General features: G+C 70.8%; 15 protein-coding genes and 1 pseudogene. 8 read left to right on the top strand and 8 right to left on the bottom strand.

Annotated features, from left to right (window positions below; translation table 11 throughout):
- Positions 1 to 9: 9 nt before the first annotated feature.
- Positions 10 to 2,511 (bottom strand): SpoIIE family protein phosphatase, encoded by a 2,502-nt coding sequence (locus tag ACFQ6X_RS29110; RefSeq protein ID WP_383185712.1) that lies wholly within the window; start codon positions 2,509 to 2,511, stop codon positions 10 to 12.
- 505 nt (positions 2,512 to 3,016) lie between these two features.
- Positions 3,017 to 3,376, bottom strand: a complete 360-nt coding sequence (locus tag ACFQ6X_RS29105) for an alpha/beta fold hydrolase (RefSeq protein ID WP_383185710.1) — start codon at positions 3,374 to 3,376, stop codon at positions 3,017 to 3,019.
- Between the two features lie 155 nt (positions 3,377 to 3,531).
- On the opposite strand from ACFQ6X_RS29105, the gene ACFQ6X_RS29100 reads away from it, so the two are divergent.
- The 5 genes from ACFQ6X_RS29100 to ACFQ6X_RS29080 all read left to right on the top strand — a co-directional run bounded on the left by ACFQ6X_RS29100 (position 3,532) and on the right by ACFQ6X_RS29080 (position 10,014).
- Complete coding sequence (locus ACFQ6X_RS29100; protein WP_383185708.1) at positions 3,532 to 4,005, top strand: carboxymuconolactone decarboxylase family protein; 474 nt, start codon at positions 3,532 to 3,534, stop codon at positions 4,003 to 4,005.
- 527 nt (positions 4,006 to 4,532) lie between these two features.
- On the top strand, positions 4,533 to 5,432 hold the full coding sequence (locus ACFQ6X_RS29095) for an RNA polymerase sigma-70 factor (protein ID WP_383185795.1): 900 nt from the start codon (positions 4,533 to 4,535) through the stop codon (positions 5,430 to 5,432).
- A gap of 521 nt (positions 5,433 to 5,953) precedes the next feature.
- Positions 5,954 to 6,874 carry an RNA polymerase subunit sigma gene (locus ACFQ6X_RS29090; protein ID WP_383185706.1) on the top strand — a complete coding sequence of 307 codons (921 nt, stop codon included), beginning with the start codon at positions 5,954 to 5,956 and terminating at the stop codon, positions 6,872 to 6,874.
- 252 nt (positions 6,875 to 7,126) lie between these two features.
- Positions 7,127 to 8,629 carry an SDR family oxidoreductase gene (locus ACFQ6X_RS29085; protein ID WP_383185704.1) on the top strand — a complete coding sequence of 501 codons (1,503 nt, stop codon included), beginning with the start codon at positions 7,127 to 7,129 and terminating at the stop codon, positions 8,627 to 8,629.
- The gene (locus tag ACFQ6X_RS29080; protein ID WP_383185702.1) at positions 8,626 to 10,014 is read left to right on the top strand and encodes a cryptochrome/photolyase family protein; all 1,389 of its coding nucleotides are present in this window, start codon (positions 8,626 to 8,628) and stop codon (positions 10,012 to 10,014) included. The genes ACFQ6X_RS29085 and ACFQ6X_RS29080 overlap by 4 nt, the downstream gene beginning before the upstream one ends.
- Before the next feature lie 5 nt (positions 10,015 to 10,019).
- On the opposite strand, the pseudogene ACFQ6X_RS29075 reads toward ACFQ6X_RS29080, so the two are convergent.
- From ACFQ6X_RS29075 to ACFQ6X_RS29060, 4 genes and pseudogenes are all read right to left on the bottom strand, one after another.
- Positions 10,020 to 10,306, bottom strand: a pseudogene (locus tag ACFQ6X_RS29075) (hypothetical protein); the annotation flags it as partial.
- Between the two features lie 135 nt (positions 10,307 to 10,441).
- Positions 10,442 to 11,737, bottom strand: a complete 1,296-nt coding sequence (locus ACFQ6X_RS29070; RefSeq protein WP_383185700.1) for an MFS transporter — start codon at positions 11,735 to 11,737, stop codon at positions 10,442 to 10,444.
- 219 nt (positions 11,738 to 11,956) lie between these two features.
- Positions 11,957 to 12,799, bottom strand: coding sequence for a DUF1206 domain-containing protein (locus ACFQ6X_RS29065; protein WP_383185699.1), 843 nt, complete (start codon positions 12,797 to 12,799; stop codon positions 11,957 to 11,959).
- A gap of 58 nt (positions 12,800 to 12,857) precedes the next feature.
- Entirely contained in the window at positions 12,858 to 13,385 is a 528-nt protein-coding gene (locus ACFQ6X_RS29060; RefSeq protein ID WP_383185697.1) for a DoxX family protein, read from the bottom strand.
- 228 nt (positions 13,386 to 13,613) lie between these two features.
- Here ACFQ6X_RS29060 and ACFQ6X_RS29055 point away from each other — a divergent pair, with 228 nt between their 5' ends.
- Both ACFQ6X_RS29055 and ACFQ6X_RS29050 read left to right on the top strand, forming a co-directional pair.
- The gene (locus tag ACFQ6X_RS29055; RefSeq protein WP_383185695.1) at positions 13,614 to 15,629 is read left to right on the top strand and encodes an FAD-dependent oxidoreductase; all 2,016 of its coding nucleotides are present in this window, start codon (positions 13,614 to 13,616) and stop codon (positions 15,627 to 15,629) included.
- A 34-nt stretch (positions 15,630 to 15,663) separates the two neighbouring features.
- The gene (locus ACFQ6X_RS29050) at positions 15,664 to 16,221 is read left to right on the top strand and encodes a PadR family transcriptional regulator (RefSeq protein WP_383185693.1); all 558 of its coding nucleotides are present in this window, start codon (positions 15,664 to 15,666) and stop codon (positions 16,219 to 16,221) included.
- Between the two features lie 24 nt (positions 16,222 to 16,245).
- Here ACFQ6X_RS29050 and ACFQ6X_RS29045 read toward each other — a convergent pair whose 3' ends face one another.
- Together ACFQ6X_RS29045 and ACFQ6X_RS29040 are read right to left on the bottom strand one after the other, a co-directional pair.
- A complete protein-coding gene (locus ACFQ6X_RS29045) occupies positions 16,246 to 17,295 on the bottom strand; it encodes a hypothetical protein (protein WP_383185691.1) in 1,050 nt (349 codons plus the stop codon).
- On the bottom strand, positions 17,292 to 18,149 hold the full coding sequence (locus ACFQ6X_RS29040) for a phosphatase PAP2 family protein (RefSeq protein WP_383185689.1): 858 nt from the start codon (positions 18,147 to 18,149) through the stop codon (positions 17,292 to 17,294). The genes ACFQ6X_RS29045 and ACFQ6X_RS29040 overlap by 4 nt, the downstream gene beginning before the upstream one ends.
- Before the next feature lie 165 nt (positions 18,150 to 18,314).
- Between ACFQ6X_RS29040 and ACFQ6X_RS29035 the strand changes: the two genes are divergently transcribed.
- On the top strand, positions 18,315 to 18,965 hold the full coding sequence (locus ACFQ6X_RS29035) for a TetR/AcrR family transcriptional regulator (RefSeq protein ID WP_383185687.1): 651 nt from the start codon (positions 18,315 to 18,317) through the stop codon (positions 18,963 to 18,965).
- Positions 18,966 to 19,065 lie beyond the last annotated feature (100 nt).

Genomic DNA, 19,065 nt, shown 5'->3' with positions numbered 1-19,065 from the left:
TCCCACGGGTCACGCTACGACGCGCCGGCCAGGCCCCGAGCCGACCGCGCCGAAGCTCGGCGAATGCCTTTCCAGGTCTTCTTCAGCCCAGACGATCTTGCCGTCCGGTATCGAGCGGGAGCCCCATCTGCGGGACAGGTGGGCGACAAGGCCGAGCCCGCGGCCGTTCTCGTCGACGGTGCGCGCGCGACGCAGACGTGGCGAGCAGGCGTCGGTATCGGACACTTCACAGGTCAGGACCTGATGCCGGATCAGACGCAGCTGGACCGGACCGGTGCTGTAGCGGACCGCGTTCGTGACCAGTTCACTGACGATGAGCTTCGTGGGGCCCTCGAGACCTTCCAAGCCCCAATCGGTCAGCTGCCGGGCCGCCATCTGCCGGGCCGAGCGGGCAGCAGTCCGATCGTTCGGCAATGTCCAGGAGGCGACGCGGTCCGGGCCGAGGGAACGAGTCCGGACGACGAGCAGGGCGACATCGTCCGACGGCCCCCGACCCGGGAAGGTATCCATCGCGCGGGTACACACTTCTTCCAGGGATCGGCCCGGTTGCGCCAGAGCAGCCCCCAGACGGTTCATTCCCGCGTCGATGTCGTGATCACGGGTCTCGATCAGGCCGTCGGTGTACAGGGCGATGAGGCTTCCCTCCGGCAGTTCGAGCTCCACGGCCTCGAAGGGGACCCCCAATCCGGTGCCGAGTGGCGTGCCGCCGGGAAGGTCGGCGAAGGTGACCCCGCCTTGCGGGTCGACGATCGCGGGCGGAGGGTGCCCGGCCCCTGCCATGGTGCACTTCCGGGTGACCGGATCGTAGACGGCATAGACACACGTCGCGCCCACTGCGGCGGAGCGCTGGTCCGGAACGGCGGCGTCCTCCTCCGCCAGTCGCCGCACCGTGTCATCGAGGTGGGCCAGCACCTCGTCGGGGGGCAGTCCCATATCGGCAAGCGTGTGGACAGCGGTACGGAGCCTGCCCATGGTCGCGGCAGCGTTGACGCCGTGCCCCACCACATCACCGACGACGAGGGCCACCCTGGCGCCGGACAGTGGGATCACGTCGAACCAATCGCCTCCGACGCCGCGGTCCAATTCCGCGGGCAGGTAGCGCGAGGCCGCCTCGACCGCATCACCGCCCCTCAGACGGTGCGGGAGCAACTGGCGTTGAAGCGCAAGAGCCACGGAGTGTTCCCGCGCGTACTGGCGTGCGTTGTCCAACGACACCGCGGCCCGGCTGACGAGTTCTTCAGCCAGGAGCCGGTCGACCTCTTGGAACGGCGCCGGGTTTCCGGTGCGAATGAAGAAAGCCACCCCCAGCAGGGCCTGTCGCACGCGGATGGGTACAACCATCAACGAGTGCACGCCGCTCTCCTGGATCTTCTGCGCCCGCACAGGGTCCCGGTCGATCCATGTACCTGGAGCGGTGTCCACGATCGGCTCCAGGTGGGACCTGCCGGTGCGCAGAGCGTCGGCGACGGGCGAAGCAGGCGGCACGGGGACCGGCTCACCGCGCACCCACGGCGACTCCGGGGCTCCTTCGCGGATCGAGGCCACACCGGCCCGTCGGAAGGCGGGCAGGCGCCCGCCCGTCGGCCCGACGCCGGCCGGGGGCCCCTCGCCGAACGGGACCGGCTGTTCCAGGTCGACTGCGGCGTAGTCGGCGAACAGTGTCACGGCAATGTCGGCCAGTTCCTGGCTGGTCCGCATCACGCCCAGAGTTCTGCCCAGGCGCATACCGGCCTGGCCGAGGACGGCGAGGCGCTCGCGCAACCGCCGCCTCTCCGTGACATCGACGTTGATGGTGCACACTCCCAGCGCCCTGCCGTCGGCGTCCTGCAGGCAGGAGGACGAAGCGGCAAACGTGTGCTCGCGAACCGGACCCGCCGCCGGCCTTGGCCGGTACTCGTGGACCCTGGTGGTGCCGCTCTCCAGTACCTTCCGCATCACGGCCTCAAACGCATCGGGCTCGGCACCGGGCAGTACATCGGCGAAACGACGGCCGAGCCTTCGGTCGCGGGAAATACCGTCGTGACTCTCCATCGTGTCGTTCACCCAGGTGCAACGCAGCCGCAGGTCACGAACAGAGATGCCGATCGGCGTGCGGATGAGAAGCGACTCCCGCGCGGATCCGTTCACCGCCTGGCCGCCGGGCGTGCCCACGTCGCTCACGGACATGAGCCATCGGATTGATTCGTCCTGCCCCCGCAACATCGAGATCCGCAGGTGGACGTCAAGCATGCGACCGTTTCGGTGGCGTACCGCCGTCACGCCCGGCCAGCCGTTCCGGGTACGGCACTGCTCGGCGAACGCCGACATCGTCGGGGCCGCCTCGGAGCACGGCAGTACAAGTGCAGCGGGCCGACCCATTACGTCCCCGGCCGAGTACCCGACAAGCCGCTCGGCGGCTTGCGACCACGCGACGACCGTCCCCTGCTCGTCGACCATCGCGATCGCCGGCTCGGATGCCTCACGCGTCTTCGGATCTTTACGACCGAGTGTCACATCGTCAGTACTCGTCATGGGGACACTGCCCTCAGATAGGTGGGAGAAGACCGGTAGGGGCCGGCTGCGAGCCCAGGAACCACGGCAGGGCGGGCACTGGAGCGGCCCTCGTCGGCGTTCTCGGTTCCAGCGGAGACGCAGCCACCGGACTGGCTGCCATCTGCCCCTTTTGAGCAATTGACCGGATAGGGCGCCGCTGTGTGACACCGCCGCATCCGCCGTTGACCTGGGCCACCCCGGCGTTGTCGACTGCGAGGCGGGCGGATGCCCGGCAGGCTGCGGCGGGCCCGGCGACGGGGAAGCTCGCGGGAACCTCACAGGCGCCCTGCCACCGGGCCTGGAGGTCCCCGGGCCGATGCGGTCCTTCCGTACTGGATGGGTTCGGCGCCCTGGGCGCGAATGAACCCAGGCAGAGGGGCAATTGGTTGCCACGCTCCTTGCCTTCGGGGCACCCGGTCGCGCCATGCAACCAGGCGCCCCGCCCAGGGGCGGCGCTCGGCGATCGGGCAAGGCCCTCCTGCGCTCAAGCGGTGGCCTGCGCCGCCTCGTTGATCAGGCGTGCGACGTCTCCGGGGTGCGAGACGCTCACCGGGTGAGAGGCGGTGACGGTGACGGACGTGGCCTCGGCCCGCTCAGCCTTGAAGGTTTGCGTCTGCGGCGGGATGTCCAGGTCCTCCGTAGCCACGAGAACCCAGGACGGGATCTCCTTCCACGCCGGGGCGGAGGCGCCTTCGGTCAGGGCGGCGTTGGTCACGGGACGCTGGGTGGCAGCCATGAGTGCCGCCGTCTCCTCTGGAACGTCGGCGGCGACCTGGTGGTGGAACCTGCCCATCTCGATATACAGGTCCGCGGTCCGGCTGCCGTCGGGGAGCGTGAGAGGCACCGGGCGGAGCGCCTAGTCAAGGCTGCTGCCGGGGAACCCCGCGCGGTGGCGCGAAGACATCGAGAGAGACGTACGTCACGGCCCATCGCTGTCACGGTTTGCCGGGTACTCCGGTCAGTTCGGTGTAACTGTCTCTACACCGAGGAGATCCCGCCATGGAATCGCGCATCAACTACTTCGGCAATCCTCTCGCCGGCAAGGTCATGAAGCACCTCAACTCGGCCAACAAGGTGGTGGCCGATTCAACCCTGCCGATCGCGACCCAGGAACTGGTGAAGATCCGCGCCAGTCAGATCAACGGCTGCGGCTTCTGCACCGACATGCACACCAAGGACGCCATCGCCGCAGGTGAGATGCAGCAGCGCCTGAACCTGGTGGCGGTCTGGCGCGAGGCCAAGGTCTTCACCGATGCGGAGCGGGCGGCCCTGGAGATAGCCGAGCAGGGCACCCGCATCGCGGACGGCGCGGGCGGTGTCCCGGACGACGTCTGGGCGAATGCCGCGAAGCACTTCGACGAGGACCAGCTCGCTGCGCTGATCTCGCTGCTCGCGATCATCAACGCCTACAACCGCATCAACGTGATCAACCAGCAGCCTGGCGGGGACTACAAGCCCGGCATGTTCGGCTGAGACGGTCCGGGTCGCCGGACACCCACCGTCCGTCTCCCCTGTGGCCAGGGCCAACGACGGGGAGACGGACTCCCGGTGTCCGGACGCGCCGAAGCTGGGCCGTTCCGCTGGGCAGCCTCCTTGATGCCGTCGTGCGTGGATGCCGTCGTGCGAATCGCGGAGCCGGACCGCGCGGTCCACCCGATGCGTCGCACAAGTACGCAGCCAGGTCCGGGATGTCCCTCCCGGGTCGGTGTCCTGCGACTACCGGTTCCGACGGGCCGAACCTGCCGGAAGCGGGCCGCGGATCCAACTGCTCCTCGGCGACGGCCATGCACGGGGCGCTGAAGGCCCAGGAGCTCCTCACCTCACAGTGAGAACGTGCACGCGGACGTCTGGTCGGTGAACGGTGCCGACGGTCAGCGACTGGATGGGGCAGGTGCCCGACGGGGCACAACCTCAGGTCAGAGACCGTGTGAGTGGCTCCGCGCCGCAGCAGCGTGCCGTCCACGACGGTTGTAAAATTGGGCTGGCCGGAAGGGGGCATCATGCAGGCTGCGGATGACACCGAGTCGCTCGAAAGAGCGACGCAGGAGTTCCTCGCGGCGCGCCCGCAGTTGTTCGGTGTCGCCTACCGCGTGCTCGGCAGTTCCGCGGATGCCGAGGACATCCTCCAAGAAGCCTGGCTGCGATGGCAGAGCACCGACCGCGGGGACATCATCGAGCCTCGGGCCTTCCTGACGACAGTAACCACTCGGCTGGCGATCAACCTGGCGCAGTCCGCCCGGATGCGGCGGGAGTCGTATATAGGACCGTGGCTGCCCGAGCCGGTCGACACCAGCCGGGACCCGAACGTCGGCGCGGAACGCGCCGAAGCGGTGGAGATGGCGGTCCTGCTCGTCCTCGGGAAACTGAACCCGGTGGAACGGGCCGCGTACGTGCTGCGGGAGGCATTCGACTACCCCTACCCGCAGATCGCCGAAATGCTGGATACCAGCGAGGCCAACACTCGCCAGTTGGTAAGCCGGTCGCGCAAGCATCTGGCCGCCGAACGCAAGGAGCAGCCGGTCGGCCGGGCCGAGCACCGGCGGCTGCTGGAGGTGTTCCTAGGTGCGGCGCAGACTGGTGATCTCGCCACGCTCGAGCACGTGCTTTCCGAGGACGTCATCAGTTACTCCGACGGTGGCGGCATCCGGGGCGCGTCGAAGATCCCGGTCGTGGGGCGTCAGCACGTCTCCCGATACCTCAAGGCATTCGCCCCGCAGTTCTGGCCCGGCTCGGAAGTCAGCTGGGTCGAGGCCAACGGCCTGCCCGCCGTCCTGGTCACCTCGGGCGGCAGCGCGGTCGCGCTGCTGTCCGTCGACGCGTCGAACCGCGGCCTCGAGCGGATCATGTGGATGATGAACCCGGTCAAACTGGCGCCCTACGTGACGTCGTTGGCCGCATGAAGCCCCTCACTCCGACCGGCACCCGATCCGTCCGCGCACGGCGACGCCTTGCGCGACGATATTTCCCGCCCCTGTGGGACGTGCACGGGACGGTACGCAGCGCTGACTGTCGGCCACCGGCTCCTCCCCGTACCGCCTGACGTCTCCTGGGGCAGGGTGCGGGGCCTTCCTGGTGCTGCCAGGGCAACTTGCCCGCCAGGTCGAGCGCGCTCTCGCAGCCGCACTGAACTTCCCGCAGCGCCCCTGCCTGCAAGAGCCCGAATCATGAAGGCCTACAGCTTCCTGCGGGGTCGCCCCCTTCCCGTCACAAGAGCTGTGCCTGGTCGGTCTACATGAGCGAGGGCGCAGAGAAGAAGGGGTCGTGCATGAGGCTTCTGCACCGCACGTGCCGAGTGCGAGGCGTGAAGGAAGTCATACCGCCGACAAGGCGGTGGGCCATCCGTAGCATTCGGTGAATTACGGGAGGACGATCGAGGCGGTCGCCCGTTTTGCGCGGTGCCGTCCGGGTGGGAGGACGCCGTATGGACGATGCCGGTGATTCCGAGTCCATCGCGGAACTGCTGGACGAGCGGCGGCATCTGCTGGATGTCGCATGCTGGATGCTGGGCAGCGGCCCTGAGGCGGAAAGTGTCATTGCCGAGGCCTACCGACGGTGGTACGGGCTGTCCGATCCGGCGCGGGCGCGGATCGCGGCCCCTCGGTCCTGGCTCACGAAGGTCGTAGGCAATATCTGCTCGGCCCGCCTGATCCTGCCCGACCAGCAGCAGATCCCCGCAGCTGAGGAGGACGACGGCGAGGCGGAAGAGCTCCACCAGCCGCTGGAGGACGAGGCCGGCACGGTTCTGCTGAACGCGCCGGATCCCTTGTCCCCGGCCGAGCGGGGAGCGTTCCTGCTTGACGACGTCTGCGGGATGACTCCCGGCGCATCCGTCGGCATCGGGGGACGGCCGGAACAGGAGCGCACCGAACTCGCTCACCGCGCTCGCCGCAGTCTCCGGGCGCAGCGCTCGCGTCCCACCACACCGCAGGAGCACGACACCGTGGTCCGTGCCGTCCGGCAGGCCTGCGTCACTGAAGACGCACCTCTTCTGGCTTCTCTGCTGGCATCCGACGCCACGGCGCATTTCGACGGCGGCGGCAAGGTCCGCGCCCTGACCACACCCGTCCACGGCAACCTGCAGGTCGCCCGCAGCCTGCTGACCCTGCTCGCCCGGTGCCCACGCACCACTCTCGCCCCCCACTCCGTCAACGGCCGCACCGGAATCGTTGTACGTTACGGCCACCAGGTCGCCGCGATCATCAGCCTCGACATCGCCGGACGCCACGCCGTGCAGGTATGGGTCACCCTCAACCCGGACAAACTCCGCTCCTGGAACCAGCCGATTGCCGTTCCCGGACCGTCAAAGGCGGAAGGCAACGGTTCTGGAGCACAGGAGGAATGACATCCGACTCACAAGACGCTCCAGCCACGGCGAGCGAGCGCCCCTCACCTGCAGTAACGGCTATGGGGCATCGCACAGCCCCGGGACGCTCACGGCCCATAACTCCTCCGTGTCTATTCCGTTGAGCAGGCACAGGGCCGGACACCGCCGCCCCGACGGCGCCCCGGTCCGCCCCGGCCGGCCACCGACAAGCGGAACAGCCTGTGGGGGGACACCGTGGAAGCAGTACATCCGAGCCGGATCGGAGAGGTCATGGAGAGCAGCGACGACAACGGACTGCGGTGCCTGGTGACCGGCGCGACGGGGTACATCGGGGGTCGCCTCGTGCCCGAGCTCCTGGACGCGGGCCACACGGTCCGCTGTCTGGCGCGGAGCCCGGAAAAGCTGCGGGACTACCCGTGGGCGGGCCAGGTCGAGGTCTCCAAGGGCGATGTGACCGACGCGGAGTCCGTCGCGGCCGCCATGCAGGGCATCGAGGTCGCCTACTACCTGGTGCACGCCCTGAGCAGCGGGGCGGGGTTCGAGGAGACGGACCGGAAGGCCGCCCGGATCTTCGGTGAGCAGGCACGCGCCGCGGGCGTCCGGCGCATCGTGTACCTGGGCGGGCTCACTCCGGCCGACGTCCCCGAGCAGGAACTGTCGCCGCATCTGCGCTCGCGTGCCGAGGTCGGCCGCATCCTGCTCGACTCGGGTGTGCCGACGGCCGCGCTGCGTGCAGCTGTCATCATCGGCGCCGGGTCCGCCTCCTTCGAGATGCTGCGCTATCTCACCGAGCGACTGCCCGTGATGGTCACACCGAGCTGGGTGTCGACACGGATCCAGCCGATCGGGGTCCGGGACGTGCTGCGCTATCTCGTCGGCAGCGCGCGCATGCCGGCCGAGGTGAACCGCACCTTCGACATCTGCGGGCCCGACGTGATGACGTACCGGGCGATGATGGAGAAGTACGCCGAGGTGGCCGGACTGCCGCACCGGCTGATCCTCCCCGTCCCGATGCTGACGCCGAGACTGTCCAGTCACTGGATCGGGCTCGTCACCCCGGTCCCCGCCTCCATCGCCCGTCCGCTCGCGGAGTCCCTGCGGTACGAGGTCGTGTGCCACGAGCACGACATCGCCGACCATGTGCCGGACGGCGCCGGGCAGCCCTTCTCCTTCGCCACGGCTCTCGGCCTGGCCCTGCAGAGGGTTCGCGAGGCCAGGGTGACGACCCGGTGGTCGTCCGCGTCCACCCCGGGCATCCCCAGCGACCCGCTGCCCACCGACCCCGACTGGGCGGGCGGCAGTCTGTACACGGATGTGCGGGAGCACGATGTGGACGCCTCGCCCGAGGCGCTCTGGCGGGTCGTCGAGGGAATCGGCGGTGACAACGGCTGGTACTCCTTCCCCCTGGCCTGGGCGGTGCGGGGCTGGCTGGACCGGCTGACGGGCGGTGTGGGGCTGCGTCGGGGCCGGCGGGACGCCCAACGGCTGCGCGTCGGGGACTCGCTGGACTTCTGGCGGGTGGAGGAGATCGAGCCCGGCCGTCTGCTCCGGCTGCGCGCCGAGATGCGGCTGCCCGGTCTGGCCTGGCTGGAGATGTACGTGGAGGAGGGCGGGGGCGGCCGGTCCCACTACCGGCAACGGGCCATCTTCCACCCGTCCGGACTTTTGGGACACGCGTACTGGTGGAGCGTGTCACCGTTCCACGCGCTCGTGTTCGGCGGGATGTCGCGCAACATCGCGCGCGCGGCCTGCAAGGACGGTGGGACGCGATGAGCGTATCGGTGGTCCTGTTCACGTCCGATCTGCGCCTCCACGACCATCCGCCCCTGCACGCGGCCCTCGCGTCGGCCGACGAGGTGCTTCCGCTGTTCGTCCTGGACGAGGGCATCGAGGACGCCGGGTTCGGCGTCCCGAACCGGCGTGCGTTCCTCGCCGACTGCCTCCGGGACCTGGACGCCGGGCTCCGAGACCGGGGCGGACGACTGGTGATCCGTTCGGGCGAGCCGGCCGAGGAGGTCTGCCGGATCGTCACGGAGACGGGTGCGCGCGACGTTCACGTCGCGGCGGGCGTCAGCGCCCACGCACAGCGCCGCGAGGAACGGCTGCGGACGGCGCTCGGATCCCAGGGCTGCCGGCTGCACGTCCATGACGCGGTGATCACCGCGGTCGCGCCCGGGGCGGTGATCCCCTCCGGCGGGGGCAAGGACCACTTCGCCGTCTTCACGCCGTACTTCCGCCGCTGGTCCGGGGCGCAGGTGCGGTCCCCCTTCGGGGCGCCGCGCACCGTCCGCGTACCGGAGGGTCCCGCATCCGCGGCCGTGCCCTCACGTGCCGGTCTCCCGGGGGTCTCGGCGGGACTGGCGGAGGGCGGGGAGAGCGAGGGCCGCAAACGTTTCGCCGGATGGCGCCGCCACGGACTCGGACGGTACGAGACGCGCCACGACGATCTCGCGGGCGACGGCACCTCACGGCTCTCCCCGCACCTGCACTTCGGCACGCTCTCCCCCACCGAGCTGGTCCATCGGGCACGCGCGGCGGGCGGTCCGGGCGCGGATGCCTTCGTACGGCAGTTGTGCTGGCGGGACTTCCATCACCAGGTCCTGGCCGCCCGGCCCTCCGCCGCCCGTACCGACTACCGTTCGCAGCACGACCGTTGGCGCACCGAGCGGTCGGCCGCGGACGAGATCACCGCCTGGCAGGAGGGCCGCACCGGCTATCCGGTGGTCGATGCCGCGATGCGCCAGCTGCGCCACGAGGGCTGGATGCACAACCGTGGCCGGCTGCTGACCGCGAGTTTCCTCGTCAAGACGCTGTACGTGGACTGGCGGATCGGCGCGCGCCACTTCCTGGATCTGCTGGTGGACGGGGACATCGCCAACAACCAGCTCAACTGGCAGTGGATGGCGGGTACGGGCACGGACAGCCGGCCCAACCGGGTGCTGAACCCGGTGCTGCAGGCCAAACGGTACGACCCGGACGGTGCGTACGTCCGCCGCTGGCTGCCCGAACTGGCGGGGCTCGACGGCGGTGCCGTCCATGAGCCGTGGAAGCTGCGGGCCGCGGAGCGCGCCCGGTACGACTACCCGGAGCCGGTCGTCGGACTGGCCGAGGGACTGGCCCGGTTCAAGGACGCCCGCGGAATCGACCAGGGCCTGTGACGTTGCAGTCCGCCGCGGGACCTGCCCAGCAGGGCCTGGCTCAGCCGGTGCTTGCGTCGGCGTCGGACGCGTCACCTTGCGGCCTGTCCGTTCAGTCCTTCCGGGCCGCCCCCTTTCGCCGGGCTTGCTCGTGCTCGCGGGCTGCTCTCTCCAGGGTGCCCATCAGGCCCGTGCCCACCCTCATCGCGGCGGCGTCGTGGTGAGCGCGCACGCTGGTGGAGTCCACGCCCATCAGCGACAGGTCGGTTCTTCCCACGCGAGCCGCTTCAGTGATCATGCCTTCCAGCAGAGCGACTCCCAATGTCTGTCCGTGAGTTGCCTACGCGTCACAGCCCCGTTCTATCGGCTCCAGCCTCTCAACGGGGCAGAACTCAGCACTGATCACGACGTCACACAGGCCTTAGCGGCCCCCGGCCGGGGGCCGGAGTCAGTCCGCGGTCTTCGTGAAGTCCAGGTCGGCATGGCGGACGGCGTAGGAGGCGGTGGAGACCGTGGCGCCGAGCATGCTGACGCAGCCGAAGAGGAGGAAGGTGGGGCCGGCGCCCCACCCTTCCACCAGGAGGCCGAAGAGCGGGAACATCACCGGGGTGATGCCGACAGCGCTGAGCGCCTGGACGGAGGCGACCCGGCCCTGGAAGGCGAGGGCGGTGTTGGCCTGCATCAAGGCCAGGGCCAGACCGCCGCAGAGGCCGGAGACCAGGCCGGAGACGAGCGCCACGGCGACCGCGAGGGCGAGGTTCGGCATGACGCCGATCAGGCCGATGCCGGCGGAGGCGACGAGCAGGGCGATGTTGTGCCAGTGGCCGGCCCGGCGGAAGCGGCCGCGCACGACGAGCAGGAGCGAGGTCGTGCAGACGCCGGTGCTGAGGGCGGCGTTCACCCAGGCACCGCCGGAGGGGCCCCAGCCGCGTTCCTCGGCGAGCATGATGACGCCGATCGCCATCGGCGGGATGCAGCCGATCATGGAGAGCAGTCCGGAGAGGACGAGCGGGCCGACGACGGGCTCGTGGCGCAGGTAGACGATGCCGTCGACCAGGTCGCGGCGGGCGGTGGAGTCCGCGGCGGGCTCTTCCTCGGGCGGCAGCGGGGCGAGCCGGACCGCGACCAGGAGGAACAGCGAGAGGGTGAAGAGGACGCCGGTCACGGCGAACGCGGCGGCGGGGCCGCCGAGCCCCATCGAGAATCCGGCGAGCGGCGGACCGGCGATGTGGCCGGACCGCTGCACCAGATTGCGCAGGCTCTGCACCCGCATCAGCTGGTCGCGGCCGGTGAGCCGGGGCGGCATGGCTCCGACCGCCGGCATGAACAGGGCGTCCACGACGCCGAAGACGAGGGCGAGCGCGACGAGCAACCAGAGGCCGGGGGTGCTGAACGCGAGCGCTGCGGCGGCCGCGAGGATCACCACAGCGCGGACCGCGTCGGAGGAGATGACCACCCTGCGCGGGCCGAACCGGTCGGCGATCACACCGCCGCCGAGCATGAGGATCGCCCGGGGTATCGCGCCGACCGCCATCACCAGGCCGACCTGGGCCGGTCCGGCCACCTTCTGCGCGGCCCAGCCGAGCGCCACGAAGTAGGCGGCGTCGCCGACCACGGAGAAGGTGTAGGCGATCAGCCAGCGCAGGACGTTGCCGTCCCGGTGTGCCGGGGTGGAGGGGGTGACGGCCACGGCGGGGGCGGGCGGGGCGGCGTCGTGGATGGGTTCATCTGCTCGCGAGGTCACAAACGCGCATGATCTCCCACGACGTCGGCCCCGTACAACGGAATTACCTGCCGGATGTCATGGCCCTCCGGCGGCGGGCCGGGGCCGCCGCCGTCAGCCGCTACGACAAGACCCCGAAAGCTACGACGTCGGCCTCCACCTCCGAGCCTCCATGATCTGGCTCAACGACCTCACCCCGACGACAGAGTGATCGCGACCCCACACAGGCCCTGGGGCCTCTCAGACCTTGCGCCAGCGGGCGTTGGCCCAGGAGAAGGCACCGAAGGCGGCCAGGCCGAGCGCGACCAGTGCGAGCAGCCAGGGGCCGGCCGGAGTCTCGGTGAAGGAACGCAGGGTGTCGTCCATTCCCTTCGCCCGGCCCGGTTCGTGCCGGACCGCGGCGGCGACGGCGAACCCGCCCGCCGTCGCGAAGACGATGCCGCGGACCGCGCCGCCGAACATGCCGGAGAAGTCGACGGCCCGGCGGACCTTCTGCGTCATCTCGGACATCTTCAGGTGCTTGCGGTACTTACGGGTCACGGCCCGGAAGGCGATCCAGAGCCCCGCTCCGACGACGGCGGCACCCGCGATCCCGACGATCCACTGGCCCCCGGTCCATTCCAGGGCCTTCGCCGTGACGTCGTCGGTCTGCCGGTCGCTCGATCCGCTGCCGCTGCCCTGGTCGCCTGCGGCATAGGAGAGCACGGAGTACGACACGAAGCCGTAGAAGAGGAAGCGGGCGGCGGCCATGGCGCGCTTGCCCGGCTTGTCACCGTCGGGGCCCGCCAGTCCGAAGAGCGCCTCGGACAGGCGCCACAGGGCCATCCCGGCCAGAGCCACACCGAGCGCCCAGAGCAGGACGCTCCCGAAGGGCTTCTCCGCTATCTCGGCGATGGCGCCGCCTCGGTCCGCCTGCTTCCCGCCGCTGTCGGAGAAGGCGATGCGCAGGGCGAGCAGTCCGACCAGGAGGTAGATCACCCCGCGCGCGACGAACCCCGCCCGGGCGCCCGCGGCCACGGCCTTGCTGTTCGCGGCTCTTCGGGCGGTACGACGTCCGTCGGCCGACAACGCGTTTGTATTCATGAACTGCCGGTTGCCCCCGAAGCGGCGATCAATGCGGGCCCGGCGCCACGGACACTCCCTACTCCTCCTCCGGTGCCGCCGCCACCTGCCCCTTCGCGCGCCGGCCCACGACGGCCGCGGCGCCCAGGGCGCTGCCGGCGAAGGCGAGGGCCAGCGTCCACGGCCGGTCGAGGACGTGGTGGGTGGCGTGGTCCAGGGAGTAGCGTCCGGCACCCGTCAGGCCGATCGCCGCGGCGGTGAAGCCGAGGAACGCCGGGTACTCGTACCCGCCGCCCATCGCGAAGAAGCCCGCAGGGGCGTGGACGGCGACCGCACCGGCCATCGTGCCGGCCGCGGCGGCTCCGGCGGCCGGGGTGGCGAGACCGAGGGCCAGCAGAACCCCGCCGCCGGCCTCGCCGAGGCCGGCGGCCACGGCGCTGTACTTCGGCGGGTGGAAGCCCATGGCCTCCATTCCCGCGGTGGTGCCCTCGATACCGCCGCCGCCGAACCAGCCGGCGAGCTTCTGGCTGCCGTGGGCGGCCAGCACGGCTCCCGTACCGACCCTGAGTATGAGAAGTCCGAGGTCACGCCGGTTGATGCAGGTCATGGGGGTCTCCCGTCGACGCGGAAAGCGCGGAGGTGCGAAACCGTACGAATCCACTGTCGTCGGGCCCGGGCGGTGGGGTGCGGCAGTGCTGGGCCGTTCGGGGGCCGCCCGTGCGGGGACTGCTCCCCCGGAGTCACCGAGTGCGACGTACGTCATTGTGCAACTAGTTGCACAATGACGTTCCCCTCGTCTACAACTGGCACGACGACACTGTGCGAGGAGACCCGGATGAGCCCGTACCCGAACCTGCTGAGCCCGCTCGACCTCGGATTCACCACCCTGCCCAACCGGGTGCTGATGGGATCGATGCACATCGGCCTGGAGGAGGTCGAGCGCGGTTTCGAGCGGATGGCGGCCTTCTACGCGGCCCGCGCGCGCGGCGGCGTGGGCCTCATGGTCACCGGCGGAATCGCCCCCAGCGCCCGCGCCTGCTCCTTCCCCGGCGGCGCCAAGATGACGAACGAGGCCGAGGCGGCGCAGCACGCGGAGGTCACCGCGGCGGTGCACGCGGCGGGCGGCCGGATCGCGATGCAGATCCTGCACTTCGGGCGCTACGCACACCACCCCGACCTGGTCGCACCGAGCGCCCTCAAGGCGCCGATCAGCGGCTTCACCCCGCACGCGCTGGCCGACAACGAGGTCGAGGAGACCATCGAGGACTTCGTGCGGGCCGCGGAACTGGCCCAGCGCGCGGGCTACGACGGTGTCGAGATCATGGGCTCCGAGGGCTATCTGATCAACGAGTTCATCGTGGCCGCCACCAATCACCGCGAGGACCGCTGGGGCGGCAGCTACGAGAACCGCATCCGGTTCCCCGTCGAGATCGTGCGCCGGGTACGCGAGCGGGTCGGCACCGACTTCATCCTCATCTACCGGCTCTCCATGCTGGACCTGGTGCCCGGCGGCTCCACCCTGGAGGAGGTCGTCCAGCTCGCCCGCGAGATCGAGGCGGCCGGCGCGACGATCATCAACACCGGCATCGGCTGGCACGAGGCACGCATTCCCACCATCGCGACGTCCGTGCCGCGCGGCGCCTTCACCTGGGTGACCGAGAAGGTGCGCGGTGCCGTCTCCGTACCGCTGGTGACCAGCAACCGCATCAACACCCCCGAGCTGGCCGAGGAGATCCTCGCCTCGGGCCGTGCGGACATGGTGTCCATGGCGCGGCCGTTCCTCGCCGACCCGGACTTCGTCGCCAAGGCGGCCGAGGGGCGTGCCGACGCGATCAACACCTGCATCGGCTGCAACCAGGCCTGCCTGGACCACATCTTCAGCCTGCAGATCACCTCCTGCCTGGTCAATCCGCGCGCCTGCCACGAGACCGAGCTGGTGCTCTCGCCGACCCGTACCCGCAAGCGTGTCGCCGTGGTCGGGGCGGGTCCCGCCGGTCTGGCGTGTGCGGTCACCTCTGCCGAGCGCGGGCACGCGGTGACGCTGTTCGACGCGGCCGACGAGATCGGCGGCCAGCTCAACGTGGCGCGCCGGGTGCCCGGCAAGGAGGAGTTCAACGAGACGCTGCGCTACTTCCGGACCCGGCTGGCCGAGGAGGGCGTCGAGCTCCGGCTGTCCACGCGTGCCGGTTCCGCCGAACTCGACGGCTACGACGAGATCGTCCTGGCGACCGGGGTCGAGCCCCGCTCCCCCGCGATCCCCGGCATCGAGCACCCGAGTGTCGTCAGCTACCTGGACGTCCTGCGCGACGGGGCGCCGGTCGGCGACCGGGTCGCGGTCGTCGGGGCCGGCGGCATCGGCTTCGACGTCGCCGAGTTCCTCACCGACGGCGGGGACGCGGCAAGCCTGGACCCGGAGGTGTTCTTCCGGCAGTGGGGCGTGGACACCGACTACGCGGACCGCGGCGGACTGCGCGCCCCCGAGCGTCCCAAGTCCCCCCGCACGGTGCACCTGATCCAGCGCAAGGCCAGCAAGGTCGGGGCCGGACTCGGCAAGACGACCGGCTGGATCCACCGCACCGAACTGCGCCACCGCGGCGTCACGATGATCGCGGGCGCCTCGTACGACCTCATCGACGACGAGGGCCTGCACCTCACCGTCGACGGCGAGCAGCACCTGCTCCCGGTCGACACCGTGGTCCTGTGCGCGGGCCAGGAACCGCGTCGTGAGCTGTACGAGGAGCTGCGTGCCGCAGGCCGTCCGGTGCACCTGATCGGTGGCGCCGATGTCGCCGCCGAACTGGACGCCAAGCGCGCGATCCGCCAGGGCACGGAGCTCGCCGCAGCGCTGTGACGGCCCCGCTCCACCCCTCCTTAGGATGCACTCCATGTCCCTCCCGCACGCGATCCTCACCGCCCTGCTCGAGAAGCCTTCGTCGGGGCTGGAGCTGACCCGCAGGTTCGACCGGTCGATCGGGTACTTCTGGCCGTCGACGCATCAGCAGATCTATCGCGAGCTGGGGAAACTGGAGCAGGCCGGGCACATCCGGGTCCTGCCGTCGCCGCAGCCGGCCCGTGGGCAGAAGAAGGAGTACGAGGTCCTGCCCGCGGGCCGCGACGAGCTCAGGGCCTGGGTGGCGGTGTCCGAGGACCCGCGCCCGGTCCGCGATCCGCTGCTGCTGCGGATGCGGGCGGCGGCGGTGGTCGGGGCCCCGGGGCTGGCCGGCGAGCTGCGCCGGCATCTCGCCCTGCACGAGCGGCAACTGCAGGAGTACCTGGACATCGAGGAGCGGGACTTCCCGCCGGAGCGGACCGCGGACGAGGACACCCTGCGGCATCTGGTGCTGCGCGGGGGCATCGATCTGGAGACCTTCTGGACCGGCTGGCTGACCAGGGCCATCGGCGATCTGGACGGGCTCGCGGCCGAGGAGGACCCGGCTACGTGAGGCCGGGTCCTACGGGCCGCCGACCTATGTCCTGACCGGTTCGGGCCTCAGCCCGAGCGGGTCGGCGGCCCGCGGGCCGCCGATGACCTGGCTGCCCGTGCCGGGGCTGCTGTCGACCGGGCTGCTCTGTACCGGGCTGCTGTTCACCAGGATCGGGGCGACCGGGCTCGTGACGGGCGGCCGGCTCGCGATCGACGCGCTGCCGGTGACGACCCGCGACGGCGTGTCCGCACCGGACGGGCCTGGTGCGGTCCGCTGCTGGGCGCGGCTGAGCAGGATCACGCCCCGTACCGCGGCCGCCGTGCCCAGGAGCGCCGGGACCAGGCCGGTCACGCCGCTCTGCAGGTGCTCGCCCAGCAGGGCCAGACCGATCACGGCGGCGGCGATCGGGTTGGCGAGGGTGACCACGGCGAGCGGGGCCCCGAGGCCGCCCCGGTACGCGGTCTGGGACAGCAGCAGGCCGCCCATGGCGAACACGGAGACGAGCAGAGCCACCGTCACCAGCCGCCAGCTGAGCAGCGGACCGGTGTGGTCGGTGGCCGCGACCGTGAGCGTCTGGGTGAGCGCGGAAGCCACGCCCGAGGTGATGCCGGATGCCGCGGCGTGCCGGAGGCCCGGGCGGGCGCCCGGCCGGCTGAGACCGGCGACCAGCGCCATCGTCACGGCGGAGACGGCGAGGGCCTCGGGCAGGCTGAGCGTGTCGTGCGGCCCGGCGCCTCCCGCGGCCATCAGCAGGGCGCCGAGACCGAGCAGTGTGAGGAGCGTGCCGCGCCACTCCGTGCGGCTGACCCTGCGACCGGCGGCGCGGGCTCCGAGCGGAACGGCCGCGACGAGAGTGAGCGCACCGAGCGGCTGCACGAGGGTCAGAGGTCCGTACTTGAGCGCGGCGACGTGCAGCAGCGCCCCGCCGGCGTTCAGGCTGACCGCCGACCACCAGGCACCCCGGCCCATCAGGCGCAGCACTCCGGTGGACGGTTCGGTGCGGCCGGCGAGCCGTGCCTGCGCCACCGCGGCTGCGGCGTAGGCGGCTGCGGAGACGAGTGACAGCGCGACGGCGACGAGTGTGGCGTTCATCGCGGTGCTCCGGATCGTGCGTACGGCCCGGACGCGGATGCGTACGCGGGGCTCGGGACGGGCGTCGGCAGGTACGGCCCGTCCGCCGGGATCCCGGCGGACGGCCACGGCAGGTGCGCGCGGACGGGCGCGGTGCGCGGCAGCGGGATCGCCGCGAGGACCACGGCCAGCAGGGCGGAGACCACGATCGCGTCGAGCCAGTAGTGGTTGGCCGTACCCACGATGACGAGCAGGGTGACGAGCGGGTGGAGCAGCCAGAGCAGTCGCCACCGGGAGCGGGTGGCGACGATCAGTCCGACGGCGACCGTCAGCGCCCATCCGAAGTGCAGGGAGGGCATCGCGGCGAACTGGTTGGCCATCGAGTCGGTCGAGGGCGTGGCCCCGTACACCGTCGGGCCGTACACCTGTCCGGTGTCGACGAGAGCCGCGGCGTCCAGCATCCGCGGCGGTGCGAGCGGGAGGAGCACATGCAGCGCGAGCGCGGCACCGGTGAGGACGGCGAGTATGCGGCGCGACCACACGTAGTGGCGCGGCCGCCGCCAGTACAGCCAGACCAGGAACAGCAGGGTGACCGGGAAGTGCACGGTCACGTAGTAGGTGTTCGCCGCCTGCACGAGCGTCTGGCTGTGGAGCAGCACGCCCTGTACGACCCCTTCACCGGGGAGGTGCAGTGCCCGCTCGAGATTCCAGACGTGCCCGGCGTTGCGGTAGGCCTCCTCGACGTGTCCGTTCGCGGCCTGCCGGCCGAGTTTGTAGACGAGGAAGAGTCCCGCGACCAGAAGAAGCTCGCGGACGAGGGGCGGTCGGGCAGAGGTGTCCGGCTCCCGGTCCGCAGGCTCGCTGCGGGTGTGCATCACCCGTGCCCCTTTGCTGACGAAGCGCTGTTACGGCGGCATGGTCAAGTCCATGCCGTATCGATACGCCAGTGTACCGATACGAAAACGTATCGGTACACTGGCGTATCGATACACTGGAGTGCAGAGGGTCCCCGCCGCAGCGTCGCAGAGAGGGAAAAGCGCATGTCATCGCCCGGTTCCACGCAGTCGGCCGGTTCCGCACAGGAGTCGGCACCCACATCGCGCCGGTCGAAGATCACACCGGAACGGGCGCACGAGCTCTACACGGCCGTCCTGGACCTGCTCCGGGAGAGCGGCTACGAGTCGCTGACCATGGAGGGCGTCGCCTCGCGTACCCGGTGCGGCAAGTCGACCCTGTACCGGCAGTGGGGATCCAAGCCGGAGCTGGTCGTCGCCGCACTGCACAGCACCCGCAGGCCGGTGCTCGCGGACATCGACACGGGCACCCTGAGCGGCGACCTGCACGCGGCCGCCGAGGCCGTCTGCACGGCGTCCGACCGCGACTCCACCCTCGTCCACGCGCTCGGCCACGCCGCACTCCAGAGCCCCGACCTGCTGCGGGCCCTGCGCGAGGCGCTGATCGCGCCGTCGATCGCCGCGATCGACGGCATGGTCCGGCGCGCCGTCGACCGCGGCGAGATCGAGGCGGACAACCCCGCGGCGGAGTACGTCGCCGCACAGATCCTGGGCATCATGCGCGCCCGGCCACTCCTGGAGGGGCGGTACGGGGACGACGCGTTCGTCACCCGCTTCATCGAGTGCGCCGTCCTTCCCGCGCTCGGCCTCCCGGCGGCCCCACCCGGGCCCTCATGAACGTGGGCCGTCGTCCGAGCGGATGACGACGGTCCGCCCGCGCCGCACCGTGGGGACGGGGGTGGCGCGCAAACCGGCCGGCCGGCGGCTTCCTCGGAAG

Source organism: Streptomyces sp. NPDC056452 (genome assembly GCF_042796085.1).
Classification (GTDB): domain Bacteria; phylum Actinomycetota; class Actinomycetes; order Streptomycetales; family Streptomycetaceae; genus Streptomyces.
This window is presented reverse-complemented; position numbering and strand designations above follow the sequence as displayed.